Annotated in this window: 19 protein-coding genes, 1 tRNA gene and 1 pseudogene; 11 read left to right on the top strand and 10 right to left on the bottom strand. The window is 60.0% G+C overall.

The features are described from left to right. Positions 1-76 precede the first annotated feature (76 nt). From IQ782_RS23125 to IQ782_RS23150, 6 genes are all read right to left on the bottom strand, one after another. Positions 77-916 carry a fumarylacetoacetate hydrolase family protein gene (locus tag IQ782_RS23125; RefSeq protein ID WP_194137033.1) on the bottom strand — a complete coding sequence of 280 codons (840 nt, stop codon included), beginning with the start codon at positions 914-916 and terminating at the stop codon, positions 77-79. A gap of 21 nt (positions 917-937) precedes the next feature. Continuing rightward, positions 938-1,684, bottom strand: coding sequence for an SDR family oxidoreductase (locus IQ782_RS23130; protein ID WP_194137034.1), 747 nt, complete (start codon positions 1,682-1,684; stop codon positions 938-940). Positions 1,685-1,711: 27 nt separating this feature from the next. Beyond that, positions 1,712-2,902, bottom strand: coding sequence for a UxaA family hydrolase (locus tag IQ782_RS23135; protein ID WP_194137035.1), 1,191 nt, complete (start codon positions 2,900-2,902; stop codon positions 1,712-1,714). Continuing rightward, positions 2,899-3,246, bottom strand: coding sequence for a UxaA family hydrolase (locus IQ782_RS23140; protein WP_240989500.1), 348 nt, complete (start codon positions 3,244-3,246; stop codon positions 2,899-2,901). The genes IQ782_RS23135 and IQ782_RS23140 overlap by 4 nt, the downstream gene beginning before the upstream one ends. After that, entirely contained in the window at positions 3,239-3,652 is a 414-nt protein-coding gene (locus tag IQ782_RS23145) for an L-rhamnose mutarotase (protein ID WP_240989501.1), read from the bottom strand. Before IQ782_RS23145 ends, IQ782_RS23140 begins: the two co-directional genes overlap by 8 nt. Before the next feature lie 189 nt (positions 3,653-3,841). After that, positions 3,842-4,315: an acyl-CoA thioesterase gene (locus IQ782_RS23150; protein ID WP_194137036.1), complete on the bottom strand. Its 474-nt coding sequence runs from the start codon at positions 4,313-4,315 to the stop codon at positions 3,842-3,844. Between the two features lie 343 nt (positions 4,316-4,658). On the opposite strand from IQ782_RS23150, the gene IQ782_RS23155 reads away from it, so the two are divergent. The 8 genes from IQ782_RS23155 (at position 4,659) to IQ782_RS23190 (ending at position 10,312) form a co-directional block, all read left to right on the top strand. Then, positions 4,659-5,018 carry a response regulator transcription factor gene (locus tag IQ782_RS23155; RefSeq protein ID WP_194137037.1) on the top strand — a complete coding sequence of 120 codons (360 nt, stop codon included), beginning with the start codon at positions 4,659-4,661 and terminating at the stop codon, positions 5,016-5,018. Positions 5,019-5,555: 537 nt separating this feature from the next. After that, a tRNA-Ser gene (locus IQ782_RS23160) sits at positions 5,556-5,645 on the top strand. Between the two features lie 101 nt (positions 5,646-5,746). Then, positions 5,747-6,985, top strand: coding sequence for a tyrosine-type recombinase/integrase (locus IQ782_RS23165; RefSeq protein ID WP_240989502.1), 1,239 nt, complete (start codon positions 5,747-5,749; stop codon positions 6,983-6,985). Then, entirely contained in the window at positions 6,985-7,683 is a 699-nt protein-coding gene (locus IQ782_RS23170; RefSeq protein WP_194137038.1) for a hypothetical protein, read from the top strand. The genes IQ782_RS23165 and IQ782_RS23170 overlap by 1 nt, the downstream gene beginning before the upstream one ends. Before the next feature lie 39 nt (positions 7,684-7,722). Further along, a complete protein-coding gene (locus IQ782_RS23175; RefSeq protein WP_240989503.1) occupies positions 7,723-7,932 on the top strand; it encodes a helix-turn-helix domain-containing protein in 210 nt (69 codons plus the stop codon). 9 nt (positions 7,933-7,941) lie between these two features. Continuing rightward, positions 7,942-8,352 carry a helix-turn-helix transcriptional regulator gene (locus IQ782_RS23180; RefSeq protein ID WP_194137039.1) on the top strand — a complete coding sequence of 137 codons (411 nt, stop codon included), beginning with the start codon at positions 7,942-7,944 and terminating at the stop codon, positions 8,350-8,352. Continuing rightward, the gene (locus IQ782_RS23185) at positions 8,349-9,962 is read left to right on the top strand and encodes a tyrosine-type recombinase/integrase (RefSeq protein ID WP_194137040.1); all 1,614 of its coding nucleotides are present in this window, start codon (positions 8,349-8,351) and stop codon (positions 9,960-9,962) included. Before IQ782_RS23180 ends, IQ782_RS23185 begins: the two co-directional genes overlap by 4 nt. A gap of 74 nt (positions 9,963-10,036) precedes the next feature. Further along, on the top strand, positions 10,037-10,312 hold the full coding sequence (locus IQ782_RS23190; RefSeq protein WP_194137041.1) for a hypothetical protein: 276 nt from the start codon (positions 10,037-10,039) through the stop codon (positions 10,310-10,312). A 161-nt stretch (positions 10,313-10,473) separates the two neighbouring features. Here the strand turns inward: IQ782_RS23190 and IQ782_RS23195 are convergent, their stop codons facing one another. Further along, positions 10,474-11,070 carry a PEP-CTERM sorting domain-containing protein gene (locus IQ782_RS23195; RefSeq protein WP_194137042.1) on the bottom strand — a complete coding sequence of 199 codons (597 nt, stop codon included), beginning with the start codon at positions 11,068-11,070 and terminating at the stop codon, positions 10,474-10,476. 693 nt (positions 11,071-11,763) lie between these two features. On the opposite strand from IQ782_RS23195, the gene IQ782_RS23200 reads away from it, so the two are divergent. Both IQ782_RS23200 and IQ782_RS23205 read left to right on the top strand, forming a co-directional pair. After that, on the top strand, positions 11,764-12,003 hold the full coding sequence (locus IQ782_RS23200; protein WP_194137043.1) for a hypothetical protein: 240 nt from the start codon (positions 11,764-11,766) through the stop codon (positions 12,001-12,003). Between the two features lie 97 nt (positions 12,004-12,100). Then, entirely contained in the window at positions 12,101-12,442 is a 342-nt protein-coding gene (locus IQ782_RS23205; RefSeq protein ID WP_194137044.1) for a hypothetical protein, read from the top strand. Between the two features lie 385 nt (positions 12,443-12,827). Here IQ782_RS23205 and IQ782_RS23210 read toward each other — a convergent pair whose 3' ends face one another. Further along, positions 12,828-13,187 carry a hypothetical protein gene (locus tag IQ782_RS23210; RefSeq protein ID WP_194137061.1) on the bottom strand — a complete coding sequence of 120 codons (360 nt, stop codon included), beginning with the start codon at positions 13,185-13,187 and terminating at the stop codon, positions 12,828-12,830. A gap of 226 nt (positions 13,188-13,413) precedes the next feature. Here IQ782_RS23210 and IQ782_RS23215 point away from each other — a divergent pair, with 226 nt between their 5' ends. Beyond that, the gene (locus IQ782_RS23215; protein ID WP_194137045.1) at positions 13,414-14,079 is read left to right on the top strand and encodes a recombinase family protein; all 666 of its coding nucleotides are present in this window, start codon (positions 13,414-13,416) and stop codon (positions 14,077-14,079) included. Between the two features lie 124 nt (positions 14,080-14,203). Here IQ782_RS23215 and IQ782_RS29940 read toward each other — a convergent pair. Then, a pseudogene (locus IQ782_RS29940) lies at positions 14,204-14,612 on the bottom strand (transposase); the annotation flags it as partial. Positions 14,613-15,762: 1,150 nt separating this feature from the next. Next, positions 15,763-16,161 (bottom strand): hypothetical protein (locus tag IQ782_RS29945; protein ID WP_240989504.1); only part of this gene is annotated, 399 nt, incomplete at its 5' end.

Genomic DNA, 16,161 nt, shown 5'->3' on the forward strand with positions numbered 1-16,161 from the left:
AACAGCGCGGACCATCTGGCCGCGCTGCTTTGTTTTCTGCAAGCGGCGCCGCCCACGGGGGGCGGCGCTTTCCGGCTCAATCGTCGGCGACGCAGATTTGCTTCTGGGTGCCCAGGCCCGCAATGCCCAGTTCCACCGTGTCACCCGCCTTGAGATAGCGCGGCGGCTTGAAGCCGAGGCCAACGCCCGGAGGTGTGCCGGTCGAGATGATGTCGCCCGGCTCCAGCGTGAAGAACTGCGACAGGTAGGAGACAAGGAAGGGCACGCGGTAGACCATCGTGGCGGTCGAGCCGTCCTGCACGCGCTCGCCGTTCACCTCGAGCCACATGCCGAGGTTGTCGAAATCGCCCACTTCGTCCGGGGTCACCAGCCAGGGGCCGGTCGGGCCGAAGTTGTCCGAGGACTTGCCCTTCACCCACTGGCCGGCGCGCTCGGCCTGGAATTCCCGCTCCGACACGTCGTTGATCAGGCAGAAGCCCGCGACGTGATCCATCGCGTCCTCTTCCTTGACGTATTTCGCAGTCTTGCCGATGACGAAGCCAAGCTCGACCTCCCAGTCGGTCTTGACCGAATTGCGCGGGATGATGATCGGATCGTTCGGGCCGCAGATCGCCGAGGTGAACTTGGCGAAGATCACCGGCTCGGGCGGCACATCCATGCCGCTCTCGGCGGCGTGGTCGGCGTAGTTCAGGCCGATGCAGATGAACTTGCGGGTGCCGCCGACGCAGGCACCGTAGCGCGGTTCACCCTCGACCAGCGGCAGCGAGGCCGGGTCGATCGACTTCAGCTTGTCGAGGTCCGTCAGCACATCGCCCGCGATGTCCGACACATGGCCCGAGAGGTCGCGCAGCTTGCCATCAGCATCGATCAGGCCGGGTTTCTCGGCGCCGCGTGCGCCGTAACGTGCGAGTTTCATTTTGAAAATCCTTTTGACGTCTTAGGTGGTCCAGCCGCCGTCGATGACGTGCGCCTGTCCGGTGGTGAAGCCGGATTCATCGGAGGCGAGATAGGCGACCAGCGCGGCCACCTCGTTCGGATCGCCCACCCGGCCCATCGGCTGGCGCGCGACGAAGGCCTTGAGCGCGCCCTCATAGTCGCCGGTGTCGCGCAGACGCTGGTGCAGCGAGGGGCTGTCGACCGTGCCGGGGCAGATGGCGTTGCAGCGTATGCCCCTGGTCACGTAGTCGGCCGCGATGCCCTTGGTCAGGCCGACGACCGCGGCCTTGGACGCCGAGTAGACGAGGCGGTTGACCGGGCCGGTGATCGGCCCCGCGACCGAGGACATGTTGATGATCGAGCCGCCGCCATTCTCCAGCATCATCGGCAGGAAGGCGCGGATCATGCGGAACTGCGCCTTGGCGTTGAGATCGAAGGCGAAATCCCACTCGTCCTCGGTCGCGTCCATGAGCGTGCCGGCGTGCACGATGCCGGCGCAGTTGAACAGCACGTTGACCGGGCCGACCTCATCGGCAAAGGCCCTGATCGCCTCCCCGTCCAGCACGTTCAGCTTCTTGGCGGTGATCCCGTCGATCCGGCCAAGCTCTTCGAGCGCCGCGTCATTGATATCGGTGGCGATGACCTTGGCCCCCTCGGCGGCGAAACGCTCCGCCGTGGCGCGACCGATCCCCTGCCCGGCGGCGGTGATCACCGCCGTCTTGCCGGCAAGTCTTTGTTGAAGGTTCATTTTTCCTCCTTTTGCGTCATGCGCGCATCATGCGGCGGGCAGGCAGGCCGGGCCAATGGGCTCGAAGCTCTTGTAGGTCAGGATGAACTCCCGATGCCCCAGAGCCTCGGACTTGGTCGGAGCGCCTGATGCCACCGCGACAACGAGATCGCGGATCTCGCGGCCAACCTCCTCGATGCTGCGCTTACCTTCTATGATGTCCCCGGCGTTGACGTCCATGTCTTCGGAGAGATTTCTGTAAGTCTGCGGGTTTGCGCAGATCTTTATGACCGGCGAAATGGCAGAACCGACCACCGAGCCGCGCCCGGTGACGAAGAGCGACAGATGCGCGCCGCTGGCGATCATCTCGACGATTTCGGCATTGTCCGAAATGTTCGGGAAGCCGAAGCGCACATCGCCGTCGGGCACCACGTCCATGAGGTAGAGCCCGCCGCGCGGCGGCAGGTCGCCGGGCTTGATCAGACCCGAGATCGGGCTGTCACCGGATTTGACATAGGCGCCGAGGCTCTTTTCTTCGATCGTCGAGAGCCCGCCCGCCGCGTTGCCCGCGGCGAAGCTGCCGTAACCCAGCGTGGCGTAGTACCGCTCGGCCTTCTGCACGCTCTCGCGCAGGGCCTGGCCCAGCGCGGGTGTCACCGCGCGCTCGGCCATGATCTCCTCGCAGCCGATCAATTCGCCGGTCTCTTCGAAGATGCAGGCCGCCCCCTCCCCCACCAGCAGGTCGAAGGCTTTGCCCGCCGCCGGGTTGCCGGAGATGCCCGATGTGCCGTCCGAGCCGCCGCAGACCGTGCCGATCACCAGCTCATCCACACCCATCGGAACGCGCGGCACCTCGGCCACCTGCGCCAGCACGCCGTGCACCCAATCGCGGCCCATCTGCACGGTCGAGGCGGTGCCTCCGGCCTTCTGGATCACCAGCGTCTTCACCGGCCGGCCCGAGGCCGAGACGGCCTCGGAGGCACGCACCTTGTCGAAGCTCTCGCAGCCGAGGCTGACGAAGAGCACCGCGCCGACGTTGGGATGCGTGCAGAGCCGGTCCATCATCCGCGCCGCGTATTCATTCGGGTAGCATCCGGGAAAGCCGATCAGTTGCACGTCGTCTTCGGGAAAACCCGAAACGATTTTCGAGGCAACGAAATGCGCGCATTCCACCAGATAGGCGACGACCACCGTGTTGCGGATGCCCTTGCGCCCGTCCTGCCGCAGCCAGCCCTTCATTGCGCCACCGCCGCCGACACCCCGTCGGCGTCCTGGAGCATGTGGGTCGGCGTGTAGGCGGAACGGATGTTGTGCACATGCACATGTGCCCCCGCCGGGATGGCCTCGGTCGCGATGCCGATGGGCATGCCGTATTTAAGGATTTTTTCGCCCTCGGCGATGTCGCGACGGGCGATCTTATGGGCCAGCGGGATGGGACGGGTCAGCATCACCGATCCTTGCTCGAGCGGCACATCGGTGCCCTCCGCAGCGCTCTCGCGAGCGACCAGCACGTTGTCCGCGGCGCTGAGCAGAAGAAAGGGGCCGATCATGGTGCTGCCGGGCTTGCGGGCGGTCTCAGTCATGGTGAAAGACCTCCTCGGCTTCGGCCCACCATTCGCCTTCCTTTCGCGTGTCGAGCGGGCGCTGCAGGGGCATGCAGCGAGACCACCAGTCCTGCGTTACCGGATCCGCCGCCATCTTTGCCATATCCGCCTCGAAATCGCTTCCGACATACTCGAAATACGCAAAGAGCAGATTTTCGGGCTCTTTCAGGAAGATCGAATAGTTGCGGATGTTGCAGGCCGAAATCATCTCCAGCACCTGTGGCCAAACGGCCGCGTGCAAGCGCTTGTACTCGGCGATCCCCTCCGGATCGACCGCGATGATCTGGCCGTGGCGTTGGGCGGTCATGTCATGTCCTTGGCGTTGCGGGCTGTGACGCGCTCCGGATCCCGCGATGTGCGAAATATTCATATCCGGATGGTTCATTCATATCTAAACGCCAGACTCTTCGCCTGTCAACGCGGGCAGGCGCAGACAGGCTGCGGGGCTTCGCGGCGACTTTGCGGGTACCGGCAATCGGCGGGCGCTTCAGGCCAAGCCGGACGCGCCCCAGTGCACCGAGGCACCAAGGCACCAACCCCATCTATTTTCTGAAACATGCGCAAGGCACCGCGATCAGCCCTCGGCCGCCTTGCGCATCTCCTCCTGGAACTGCACCCGCAGCTTCTTGCGGATCGCGGCCGCCCTGTGGCGTTTCTTTTCCAGCTCTGTTGCGACCGCAAGCGCGGGAACCTCGGCAGGGCGCCCCTCGTCATCCACCGCGACCATGGTGAAATAACACGAGTTGGTGTGGCGGCGCGTCCCCTTGCGGATGTCCTCGGCCTCGACGCGAATCCCGATTTCCATCGAGGTGCGCCCGGCATGGTTCACCTGCGCGCGGAAGGTCACCAGTTCCCCCACATTGATCGGCTGCTTGAAGGTCACCTGGTCCACAGAGAGAGTCACCGCATAGCGTCCCGAGAACCGCGAGGCACACGAAAAGGCAACGCGATCGAGAAGGTTCAGCAGCGCGCCGCCGTGCACCTTGCCGCTGAAATTCGCCATGTCGGGCGTCATCAGCACGGTCATCTCGAGTTGGCGGGGGTCCATGGCTTGCTCCTTCACTGGCCGATTGTCCGAGGAACAGGGCTAACACGGCGTCAGGCGCGGGTACCGCAAGTTTCTGACCTCGCCGTCGTTATTTTCCCCCGGACAGGCAGCCCTGCATCGCCGCGCCGCGGCTCGCGGCGACAAGCCCCTCCCGGCAGGCCGAGGCACCGGCCCAAAGAGCCCTCCGCTGTACGTGGCCTTTTGGCCACCCCGGAGAAACCCCGCACATTCCCCCCGGCTTATCCACGTGGACGCTACGTAAACCTCTGGATGACTCGGTTGAGCGAAATCCGCCCCGCAGACATCCTCGGGCCTCAGAGACCCCAATCAAGAGGAGACCCTTATGGCCCGGATCCTTCTGATCCTTCCTGACCAGGACCAGCGCAGTGCCTTGGATCGCATCCTCGCCGAAGGCGGACATGACGCCATCCAGACCGCCACCGCCGTGGACGCGCGCACGATGATCGAAAGCGGGCAGTATGACCTGCTCATGCTCGACCCCGAACTGCCCGACCAGGACGGTTTTGCCTTCTTGCGCGATCTGCGCGCCGGCAATCAACGGCAACCGATCGTCGTACTGAACCGCTACGCACGGGTCGCCACCACCCTCATTGCCAAGGGTCTGGGAGCGAGCGGCATTCTGACCATGCCGTTCACACGGGGCGAGTTCTTCTCGACAATCGACGACGCCATCGCGGCATAACACCAAACGGCCCATCACAACTGGCGCCCGCCCGACGCAGGAAGCGCCCGGCGCGGCGCCGGATTGAAGGGCTTGGCCCGCTCCGGCCAGCGACCGCGAGAGCTCATGCGGATCGCCCGCCGGACGACTGCCCCGCCATCGCCTTTGAACGCGGCCCCAGTCCGTGTTCAGAGGCACACCCCGGTCCGCCCCAAATCAGCCCAGCCTGCGCATGACCAAACGTCACGCGATGCGAAATTCCGCGCGCGTGAACCATCGCTTGCCGAAAGCCTCCGCACGCAGGAATCCGAACAAATCGTCGCATTTCCATCGCCTTGAAAGGGCCGATGGCCAGACTTGCCCGACCAAGACGGGTCGCGGCAGAGAGCCGGATTCTCCTCAAGCAACGCCGACCGCGCACAACTTTAGATCGGCAGACCCGGTCGAAATCGGGGCAAGACGGCCGAAGGTTGTGGAAAATCATAAGGTTAAGCGCGGGAAAATTTCGGAAAAAAATCCACTTGTAACTCCAAGACGTTACGGGCTATTCCCGTCAGCGGAGACGTGGCCGAGTGGTCGAAGGCACACCCCTGCTAAGGGTGCAGGCGGGAAACCGTCTCGAGGGTTCGAATCCCTTCGTCTCCGCCACCTCACAATTTCCCCCAGTTTGATACGCTCGCACCAAGTGACGTATTTTCCTTGTTTTACTGACGATTTTCGTCGTGGAGCCTTTGCCTCGGTTTTCCTCGATGACGCAGGTTTACGTTCGCTGTGTGGTATGGAACGTGGTACAAGGCCGCATGGCTCTGTCAGGCAAACTCACAAAAAAGCTGGTCGAGAATCTCGGACCCGGTCGCCATGGCGACGGCAACGGGCTTTATCTGGTTGTCGATCCTTCGGGCGCACGGCGCTGGATTGTGCGCGTGGTTGTCAAAGGGCAGAAGAATAGGAAGGGCGGACCGCTTCGCACCGACTTCGGTTTGGGCAGTGCGGAGCTCGTGCCGCTGAACCAGGCGCGAGAGCGTGCGCTCGAATATCGAAGGATGGCGAAGCAGGGGCTGAACCCGCGCTTCAATGCGCGGAAGGAAGCGCCGACCTTCGAAGAGGTCGCACAACAGGTCCACATCGAACGCATGCCCACTTGGAAGAATGCCAAGCACGGGCAGCAATGGATCAACACCCTGCGTGACTATGCCTTCCCCAAGATCGGGCGCATGCCGATTGACGGTATCGGTCAGCCGGAAGTGATGATGTGTCTCGCGCCGATCTGGACCGAGAAGCACGAAACCGCGACGCGACTGGCTCAGCGGATCAAGATCGTACTGGACGTGGCGCGCTCCAAAGGATTCCGCACCGGCGAGAACCCGGTCACCGCGATCAAGGAGTCGCTCGCCCTGCCGAGGGTCAAGGCAAAACCCAAGCATCACGTTGCAATGCGATGGCAAGAGGTCCCTGACTTCTTTGCCGGACTGCGAGAGCGCAACGCGATGGCGGCCAAGGCGCTGATGTTCACTTGCCTGTCTGCTGCACGAACCGGCGAAGTGCTAGGCATGCGCTGGGCGGAGATCGATACCGAGAGCCAACTGTGGGTCTGCCCAGCCGAACGCATGAAGGCTGGTGAGGAGCATCGTGTGCCTCTGACGGAGGAGATGCTTTCGATCATCGAACCGCTCCGAGCGATGCGGTCGGAGTACGTTTTTGAAGGGCAGAAACGGCACCGTCCGTTGTCGAACATGGCGATGCTGATGCTGCTTCGGCGCATGGGCGCGGAAGGCGTGACCGTACATGGCTTTCGGTCGACGTTCCGGGACTGGGCAGCGGAAGTTGCCAATGTCCCTCGTGAGGTCGCCGAGAAGAGCCTCGCCCACACCGTTGGAAGTGATGTCGAGCGCGCATACGCCCGCTCTGACCTGCTTGAGAAGCGGCGCGCGCTGATGCGTGACTGGTCGCACTACGTAGCATCAAGTCGCGTGCAGGAGCCGGAATAGTGTTCAAGGTCTCGGTCAACGAGGCGGAAGGCCTCTACCTGGAGCTGTTCCGAATAGCCTTGAGCGCCGAGGGATATGCGGCCAGGGTTGAAGCTCTGCGTCACGTCAAGCACGTGGTAGTCGCAGAGAGGTTGAAGGTCCTCGCGGAAAGCGAAGGCACTAGCTGGACCAGTGAACCTGAAAACCAGTCGCTCGTGACATGGACGGCTCAGACTGCGGCTGAACGAGATGACGCCATTTATGAGTTTTCTCGCGCTTCCCGGACCTATGAAGACCGGAACGAACGACGCCTGAACATCGCGGAGCACGCCGGCAAATTAATCTACCTTTCGATCCTCGAGGGGAAGCGACAGGGCGTTCAGACCCCTTCCGGAATCCTGTACCAAGTCACACTGGCCGGTAGGGAACACGGGATCAGCGGCGCGCGGGACAAGGACACGGTCCGCAGAAGTTGGGGTGCATACCGCGGCATTGTCCATCTCGGGATGGCGATGGATTTCTGTGAAGATCAGCCGGTCCAACCTGAAGAAGTGCTTTTCGTCGCAGAACGCATACGTCGCGTCCTCTCAGAGTCCTGTCCGAAGGGCACCTCTGAGCCCTATGTTCCGCCAGAGGAGCAAATTTCTTTTGTTTATGAATCAGGTACTTGGGGTCCCAGATTCAGAGATCGGGGACTGCCGTACTCCGTAGGAGATTGAGCACCTTCCGCTGCAATTCAATGCAGCGGAAGGTATCCAATGTTGCCCCAACTCTTCGAAGACGATCGCAACTACCTGCTCGGCGACCCCGAGCTCGAGATCATCGGCGATCGCGAGAAACTCGCCCAGTGGCGTCACAAGATGAAAGGCCCGGCGTTCTACCGGTTGGGCCGCAAGATCATCTATCGCGGCTCCGATCTGAACGCCTGGGTCGCGGCGAACCGCGTCGATCCGTCGAAGAACGCGTAGGGCCGAACGATGTCGAAAAAGACGCGCGAGCCCCGCGGGGCCCTCGACCTGTTTTCTGCCGCCGGACTGTCGGATCATGCTCTTCCCGCGGTCGGCAACCTGAAGTGCGCGGCTCCGGCCGCTAAGCCCGCAAGCAAGCCCAAGAAGAAAGCCATCTCTCCCATTTCCGTGGAGGGGGGGCAGAACGAACGCTACTTGCGGGACTCGGCGGTGGCTCAGCGCTACGGAGTATCCCGCCAGACGGTGTGGCGCTGGGCGGCGCAGGGCGCGCTGCCGGAACCGATCAAGCTCTCGGAAGGTGTCACGCGCTGGCGCGTGTCCGACCTCCTCGCCCACGAGGCTTCTCTGCCGAAGAGCGCGAAGGCAAAGGTGGTTCGCTCGCGCCGCATGAAAACCACCAAGGAAGGGGGGCAGTCGTGAGCCGGTCCTACCGCAATATCCGACTGCACGAGGCGATGGTCTATTCCGTCGCAGATTCTCAGTCGGTCTTTGGCGTGCACCGCAATACCATTTCAAACTGGGTCCGCGACGGCCTGAAGCCCTCGGATGACTCTTTGCCGCAGCTCTTCCGAGGCGCCGAGCTCAAGCGCTTCCATGCTGAACGCGCAGAGCGCACCCATCGGAACCTGCGGCTGGGCGAGTTCAAATGCGTCGCGTGCGGCAACGCGATCTTCCCTGAGCTCAGCACGCTCGCGCTCATGCGCCAGGAAGGTCGTGCAACGCATGCGCATGCGACGTGCTGCGACTGCGGCGCCGCTCTGCTCAAGCTACTGGGGGCGACAGAGTGCGACAAAGTCCATGAATGCCTCGATACAAACACGCCGCTGGCGCTCATAGACGAAAGCAAAGTGGCGCCCCCGGCTGGTATTGTGAAGAATGCGGGGTCTCGCGGTGAGGAATGGTTCACCACCAATGACCGGCTGATCCACGAGTGGCAAGCTTTCGCGGGCAAGTACAGCCCGAAAACAGTCCAGGCACATCTCATTAGCATCCGGGATTTTGAGACGTTTCTGAAGGGCTTGGACTTCAGTAAGGTGAAGCCCAAGCATGCCGGGCAATATCGCGATCATCTGGTTCGCTTGCTGACCCAGTCGAAAGAACAGGGCGGCCTCAGCGGTTCCACCGTTCGTCACCGGGCTTCCCACCTCAAGGCCTTCTTCGAGTGGCTTCGTGGGCAGGATCGCTACCGCCGCTTGAGCGCTAGCATCCCGGACTATTTCGCACTGCCTCGCAGCGCTTCGGCGCCGCAGGCTAAGGAGAGGTCCAAGGAATACCCGACGTTGGATGAGGCGTGGAGCATGGTCGAGCTGATGCCGCAGAAGAGCGTCATCCAGCGCCGGGATCGTGCCATGGTGGCTTTTGCTTTCATCTCGGGCTTCCGGGCTGCTGCGCTCACCGCCCTCCGCATCAAGCACGTCGACTTTGACTGCCTGTCTGTCCTGCAGGATGCGAGGGAAGTCCCCGCCAAGAACGGCAAGACCTATCGCGCCACGTGGTTCCCGCGGACGGAAGCGTTTCAGGAAGTCTTCTTGTCCTGGATTGAGGACTTGAAGAACTTTGGGTTTCAGCCGCAAGACGCTTTGTTCCCGGACTCCAAGAATCTCGTGGCGCGTGCGCCAGGCGCTGCCCCGATAGAGCCGCTGGCTTCGAGTAAGCCCTTGCAGGACGCCTTTGGGAAAGCGTCCGAGCGGATCGGCAAAGCCTACACGCCGCACTCGGCACGACACACCCTGAAAGCACTGGGCGCCCAAATGTGCCGCTCCTACGAACATCGCAAGGCCTGGTCGATGAACCTTGGTCATTCGGACGAGCAGATCACGGAAAAGCATTACGCGAAAATGACCCAGTCTCGCAGTAGCGAGATCATCGAGGCCTTGAGCTCCGATCTGGTTTTCACTGAAGAGGAAAACGAGATGATCATCGACTTCTACCAGCACCGCTTCCCTCGCGGCTCGCCGGAGTATCTTGTCGCAAAGCGCCTCGCGGAAAAGCGCGACAAGGCGCGAGGGGACTGTGAAGTTCTCGAATGATGATAGTGAGCAGGCCGTTCGCGGCCTGCAATCCTGCCTGGTTCCCCAGTGCTCGCCACCTGACAGAAGTATCCATGACAGAAATTACCATTGTTGGGCTGGATTTGGCAAATCGGGTTTTCCATGTTCATGGTGCGACGGTCGATGGCGGCGTTGTTATTCGCAAGAAGCTGTCGTTATATTTATCCACAGTATTGGATGATTCGAAGAAGCAAAGCCTTTTCAAAACACCCGCCTTGGACCAAGCACTTTGGCATTCGGTGAAAATGGATGGGAAAGTTATGAATCAAACGAACAGCTATATGTTGCTGTTCTTTATTCTAAATTACACTGCACAAAGGCGCCAGTAAATGCAGTGACGTAAAATCCTGTGCTTTTTCCCTTTACAGCAGGGTTTTCCAGTTTCGATCCCAATAAGACAGGCGCAGAATGGTAGGGCGGTATTAAGATACCGCGCAGACCATGGTGATACACGACCGCCATGCGCAGCAAACAATTCGGACTGATCAGGTCAGGCTCCCAACAAGCTGAGGAACTCCTTACGCCTCCAATCCGATAGTGCAGCAAGTCCCACAAGGCCGAACAGCAAGAGCAGCATCGAAGCCGGCAGAGGAACCGCAGCCGCCGCAATCGACCAGTCGCCCTGGTCCGTGTACCCGCCACTATATAGGCCCCACTGCACGTCGCCCGTACTGCCGCCGTTCGCCCACTGGAACGCCGTGCCACCTAAGTTAACCGTAACTGTCCCCGACACTGATGCTCCGGTAGTCAGCGGGGTGAAACCGCCGAAATAAAAGTAGAGCAACGGCGTCCCGCCTATCACTGCGCCGCTTGCGGTGTAGACATTCGATAGGGCCCGTCCGTCTGCGGTTATACTCCCGCTGAAGGATAGGTTATCGTTCTCAATTCCCGGCGGGTCTGATGCGAAGACATCGCGCAGAGCTAACAAATGAGGATTGCTCGTTGGCGTAACGCCCGCCAGAGCCCCCGAAAAGTTGATCTCGGCCACGGTTCCGCTCAATCTATCAATTTGCACCGTCAAAGCACTCGACGCCGATGCCCAAAGGGCTGATGCTGCAGCAAGTATTGCAACGAGGTTCCGTTTCATAAGCAATTTCTTTCTAAGCAAAAATTCTCTAATTGACATTTCCCAAGCGACCTGTCGCACATGGTCATGTTCGCTGAAAGCTTTCCCTAGGTCAACCGTGTTGACGGTTGCGAGTAGATCGGCACAGCAGCATTTGGAACTGCGGTGCTGCAGGTGGACGAATTGCGGACTGCTGACGCGGATCGACCAAAAAATATCCGACAATGAATTCAATTACATACTAAAATGGGATAGAATAGCCAGTGTGCAGCGTAGGCTCCAGACTTCGGTAACGGGGGCGTCCCAGTCAAGAGTTTTCGCGCATGTCGAATGCCCCGCTTAACCGCGGTTTTGTCCTTATAGCCGTTCATCGGTTTCCCTGTTCGGCGGCCTTCTTTTGAGCTCGACCCGGGTGCATGCTTCGGTCCGTGGTCGGCGCGGTGGCCGCCAACATGACGCTGGCTCAATGCAATTCCGGTGTGCCCATCTCATTGCGTGCTCGACGAAAGCAAATTACCGCCCCCGGCTGGTATTGGGAAGGATGCGGGGTCTCAAGGAGTGGAACGGTTCACTGCCAACGACCGGGTGATTTACGACTGGCAAGCTTTCGCGGGCAAGTACAGCCCGAAGACCGTACAGGCGCATCTGTTCAGCATCCGGGATGAGGTATTTCTGAAAGGCGTGCACTTCTGCAGGGTCCTCTAAGACCGCACGATGGTCTGCCTCGACAGCGAAGTGATCCAGGGCAGTCATGCCTTTATCAACGAGATCGCCAGCTATTGGATCGGGGTCTACGAGGGGTTCGTCCCGGATAAATACCGCTCTGACGAGACGCGGACCGAGTTCCGGGCCGTCGAGGATTTCGTCGTCTACACCCTGAACATTCTTCGCGCGCTTTTCGCGCGCGTGAACTATCGGAGCCAGACCCTGGAGGAGCTTCTCAACGATGTCTGACGAACCGGCCGAGACTACCGAGCCGAGCGAGAACCGGATCAAGCATCTGGGCATGTTCTAGGGGGTGATCACGCGGATGGCCTCAGAAAGCAATGCGATGAAGCGCTATGCGCTGGCGGCGGTGGCGGCGGTGAATTCCACGGCAGACGCGACCGGGACCTGGTATTTGGCGGCGGCAGGGGCACTGCTGGTGCTGGTTTTCTGGGGGATGGACGCGCAGTATCTTACGTTGGAGCGGCAATATCGCTGGCTCTATGACAAGGTGCGCGAAGCAACCGGCCCGACCGACTTCTCGCTGGGCATCTCGGAAGAGATCGGGAAGCAGGAGCACTTTAGCAGCACACTGTTTGGCTGGTCGGCGCGCTGGTTCTACGGGGCGCTCCTCGGCATCAGCGTGATCATCACCCTCGTGATCGCGGCATTCCCGGCACCCGCGTGACAAAAACATCTAGCACGCCCTTCGAAGAAGCCCGCCACCGGATCACGACATGGCAGCCGGGAGAGCCCCTCGACCTAGCGATTCCGGGTTTGATCAAACTCCAATTCGAAATCTGTGAGCTGGGCCAGCTGGAGACCTTAGCGCTGGGGAAACTGGATGAAAAGCGCCCTAAAGTGATCGCATCTGAGGTCAGTGATCTCCGCCCCCTCGCGCAGCTGACGGCGCTGCAGATTGCCCGCCCGGTTTTCTCGGGACATCGAACGTCCGGACACAAGTCGGATAGCGGCCAACACCAAGCGAAATCCGAACTGGCGTTGGGGGGCCCTCACCAGGCTTGCGGCACCGCGGAAGCTCGAGCAGCTTCCAGATGGTTCACTGAAGCGCATCACCTTGAACGATCCGCGGTTATGAGACCCGGTTCGCCATGTGGCAGGTCGTATCTGTTGAACGCAAATTGTGACCTGAAGAAGGCACGCTTGAACGCCTTGATATTGGTAAAGTCGATGGACCCATGCTCCTGCGCGAACTGAAAGGTCAGGAGTGCGCTGCGCAGAAGCGACGAATGCCCGAGGTCAGGATGGTCATCGGCAAGCGTGCGAAATTCGAGATCATGGCCGATGCTGCCACAGAGCGTTGAACGACGCCATCCGTTCCGCGGGACGGGAGCAATCGCGAGGGATACAAGGTCCTGACCGGCGCATCGTACTGGATCGGTGACCTTCCATTGACCTAGCAGCGGGGTCATTTGACTGCTTAGCTACAGGATGCGGGATCAGTGTCCGGCACCATGCTTCCATCGGGTATCTGCAGTCAGGTGGCGAATACCAAGGTGTACTCCGCGCACTGTCCGTTGAACTCTACTTGTACGGACATCACGCGTGGGGCTCTGGAATCTGTCCGTTTAGGTTAGCATTCTCAAACGGACTAGACTATAAAGGGACATAACCTATTCGGACATTTTGGAGTGCACGATGACGCCTACCCCGAAGACAGTTCTTTATGTCCGGGTTTCGACCGCCGGACAGACAAGCGCCCACCAGCTTACTCAGGCCCGCGCCGCGGGGTTCCATATTGAAGACGAACACGTCATCACCGACCACGGCGTCTCCGGCGTGAAGACAATCATCAAGGAGCGAGATCAGGGGAGGCGCCTCTTTGACCTCCTCCAGGCAGGCGATACGCTCCTCGTCAGATGGGTAGACCGACTAGGCCGAAACTATCGCGACGTGAAGCAGGTCATCGAACACTTCAATGCCAAAGGCGTGACCGTAAAGACGGTCATCAACAACATGACCTTCGAGGCCGACTACAAGCTGTCCGACCCGACCCTCAAGGCGGCTCGCGATGCCATCCTAGCCTTCATGGCGGCGCTTGCCGAAGCCGACAACAAGGCCAAATCCGAAGCCAGGCAGGCGGGAATTGATCACGTCAGGGCGTCTCCAGAGGCGAAGCGCAAATACCGGGGCAAGCCGCCCTCGTTCGATCGCGCGACTTTGGAAATGGTTCAATCCATGCTGACGCAGGACAGGACAATCAGCGAAATAGCCCGCGATGTGGGCATTTCCCGCCAAACAGTCCACCGCATCCAAGACGAGCCGCAGTGGGCCGACGCTGCGCTCATTAGGTGGGGTATGTAGGTTAACTACCTCAGCACGAGGAGAAATCATCTACCAAGGTAACAGCCACAGGACTTTAGACGATGCATGATGCATAGGGGTGTGCTTGCGGGCCCCAATTCTGAGGTTTTAGACTTGAATTTCTCAGGACGAACAGAACGGTTGCGGAGAGCAAGATCGCGGAGAAGAGCGTTTCCGAGCACCGTTCGTGCCGCACGGCAACGCGCTGCCAGTCCTTGAGGCGGCCGAACATGATCTCTATACGGTAGCGCTGCTTGTCGCGCCACTTGTCGTATCTGACACCCCTCTCGCGGGGCTTCCGACCCGGGATACTGACCTTTTATCTACCTGTCTTTCAAAGCTTCTCTGAACCAATCGGCACCATGCCTCTGTCGGCCAGGGAGCCAACTTGCCTCCGGCAGGCTGCTCAACGGCGCGGTCTCGCCGGAGCAATCACTCACCGGACCGGCCGACATGTAGTATCCGTTTAGCCGTCCCTTGGTGGCGGCGTGCAAATTGGTGTTCATGCCGCCTTTGGTCCAGCCGATCTGGCGTCAGCCCCCTTTTTCATCCTCAGGCTCGATGTCGTAACCACCGCACGAGGAACTCACTGAAGAGAGACGTGGAAACCATCGATCTGCAATGGATCAAAGCATGCTCGCATAGTGGCAAATTCCTATTGACATAATTTGACTGAAAGTGAACTAACCCTACTGAATCCTAGGGAGATTTCGATGAATAATCGCGCCATTGTCGCTTTGATGTTTGCACTATTGACGTTGGCCGGGTGCGGGGCGCAAACGTCAACGGATTCAATGGTTACAGGAGATGGGACTTTGGTCTATGAAGCGCGATGCCGATCAGATCAAAACGAGTGCAAAATGAGCGCTCAAGAAATTTGCCGCGGTAGCTACCAAGCTATGGACAGCCATAGGAATGCAGGCGGAATGATCGACGACATTCTTCCAGGGCCGTACACTTGGTACTACATGACCTATCGCTGCGGACCTTCCGATGGCCAAGAGCCTACGTTCCGTGCGCAGCGGGGAAACTATGATTACAGTGTTTTGGCGGATGTAATGGCATCACAGCCGAAGCCGGAACCTTACCGGGGTCCAGTACGGACGACCTGCTATGGCTCAGGAAACACACTCAACTGCACCAGCTATTGACCGTGGCCCGTCACCATTTCACGACTAAATTCCGCATCTCTGGATCACATCAACTCACCATATCTCGCGTCTATCGCAGAGTGATTTCTCAGCGGCGCTTGCAATGAGTCCGCCTCTGGGGAAGTTCACGTTGCCGGGTCGTCAGAGACGGATACTATAGAAATTCTGATATGGATACGAGATAAAATCTGGAGAATTATATCAGATCGGTGAGTGCGGGGACGGTAGCCCAGTTAGATTGAGTGGTGAAATTTAGGCAATGGCGAGAAATGACAAAAATGCGCGGATTGATGATCTTGCTCTGCGCATCGATGCCGCGTCCGATGACGGTGACACCGCTGCACTTGAAAGACTAGACGTTGAATGTGCTGAGCTTCTCGGGTCGGAGGGGCTTCCTGACGCTTTGCTCCATTATTTCCGTTCCAATGTTCAAGATGGCCTGCAATCCGCTCTAAACCCTCGGGATTGGGCATGGCGCCAACCACATCGGGAACGGCAAATCCTCTATCTTCGCCAAGCACGTAGGGCGGCCTCATTCGATGAACTCAGCCCTCCCCGCCGAGCACAGGTCCTTACGAATCTTGCGAACCAGTTGAGCGCGCTGGGGCGCCCCATCGAAGCACTGCGCATCTATGATTCCGCGCTGCTGATCAATCCGCGGTTCGCAATGGCGATTGCGAACCGCGGACTCGCCCGTTTGAGTTTCGCTCGAATGGTCCATGACACTGGGCACCGCGCAGTCCTCGCATCCTATGCATGCCGCGATCTTGAGCGGGTAGTCGATCCAGACCTCGAGTGGGAAAGTGCTCCTAGGAATATCATCGCTCTGGTCGGCGCAAAGGCGTCTGAGATCCGATAGTGCCCCGCGGCGTGGTGTAGGAAGCCGCGAGCGTCGCTGATCGCGAGGCTGGCGGTCATCGTCGATCTTCGG

It is taken from the genome of Salipiger mangrovisoli, from assembly GCF_015223355.1.
Taxonomy (GTDB): Bacteria; Pseudomonadota; Alphaproteobacteria; order Rhodobacterales; family Rhodobacteraceae; genus Salipiger; species Salipiger mangrovisoli.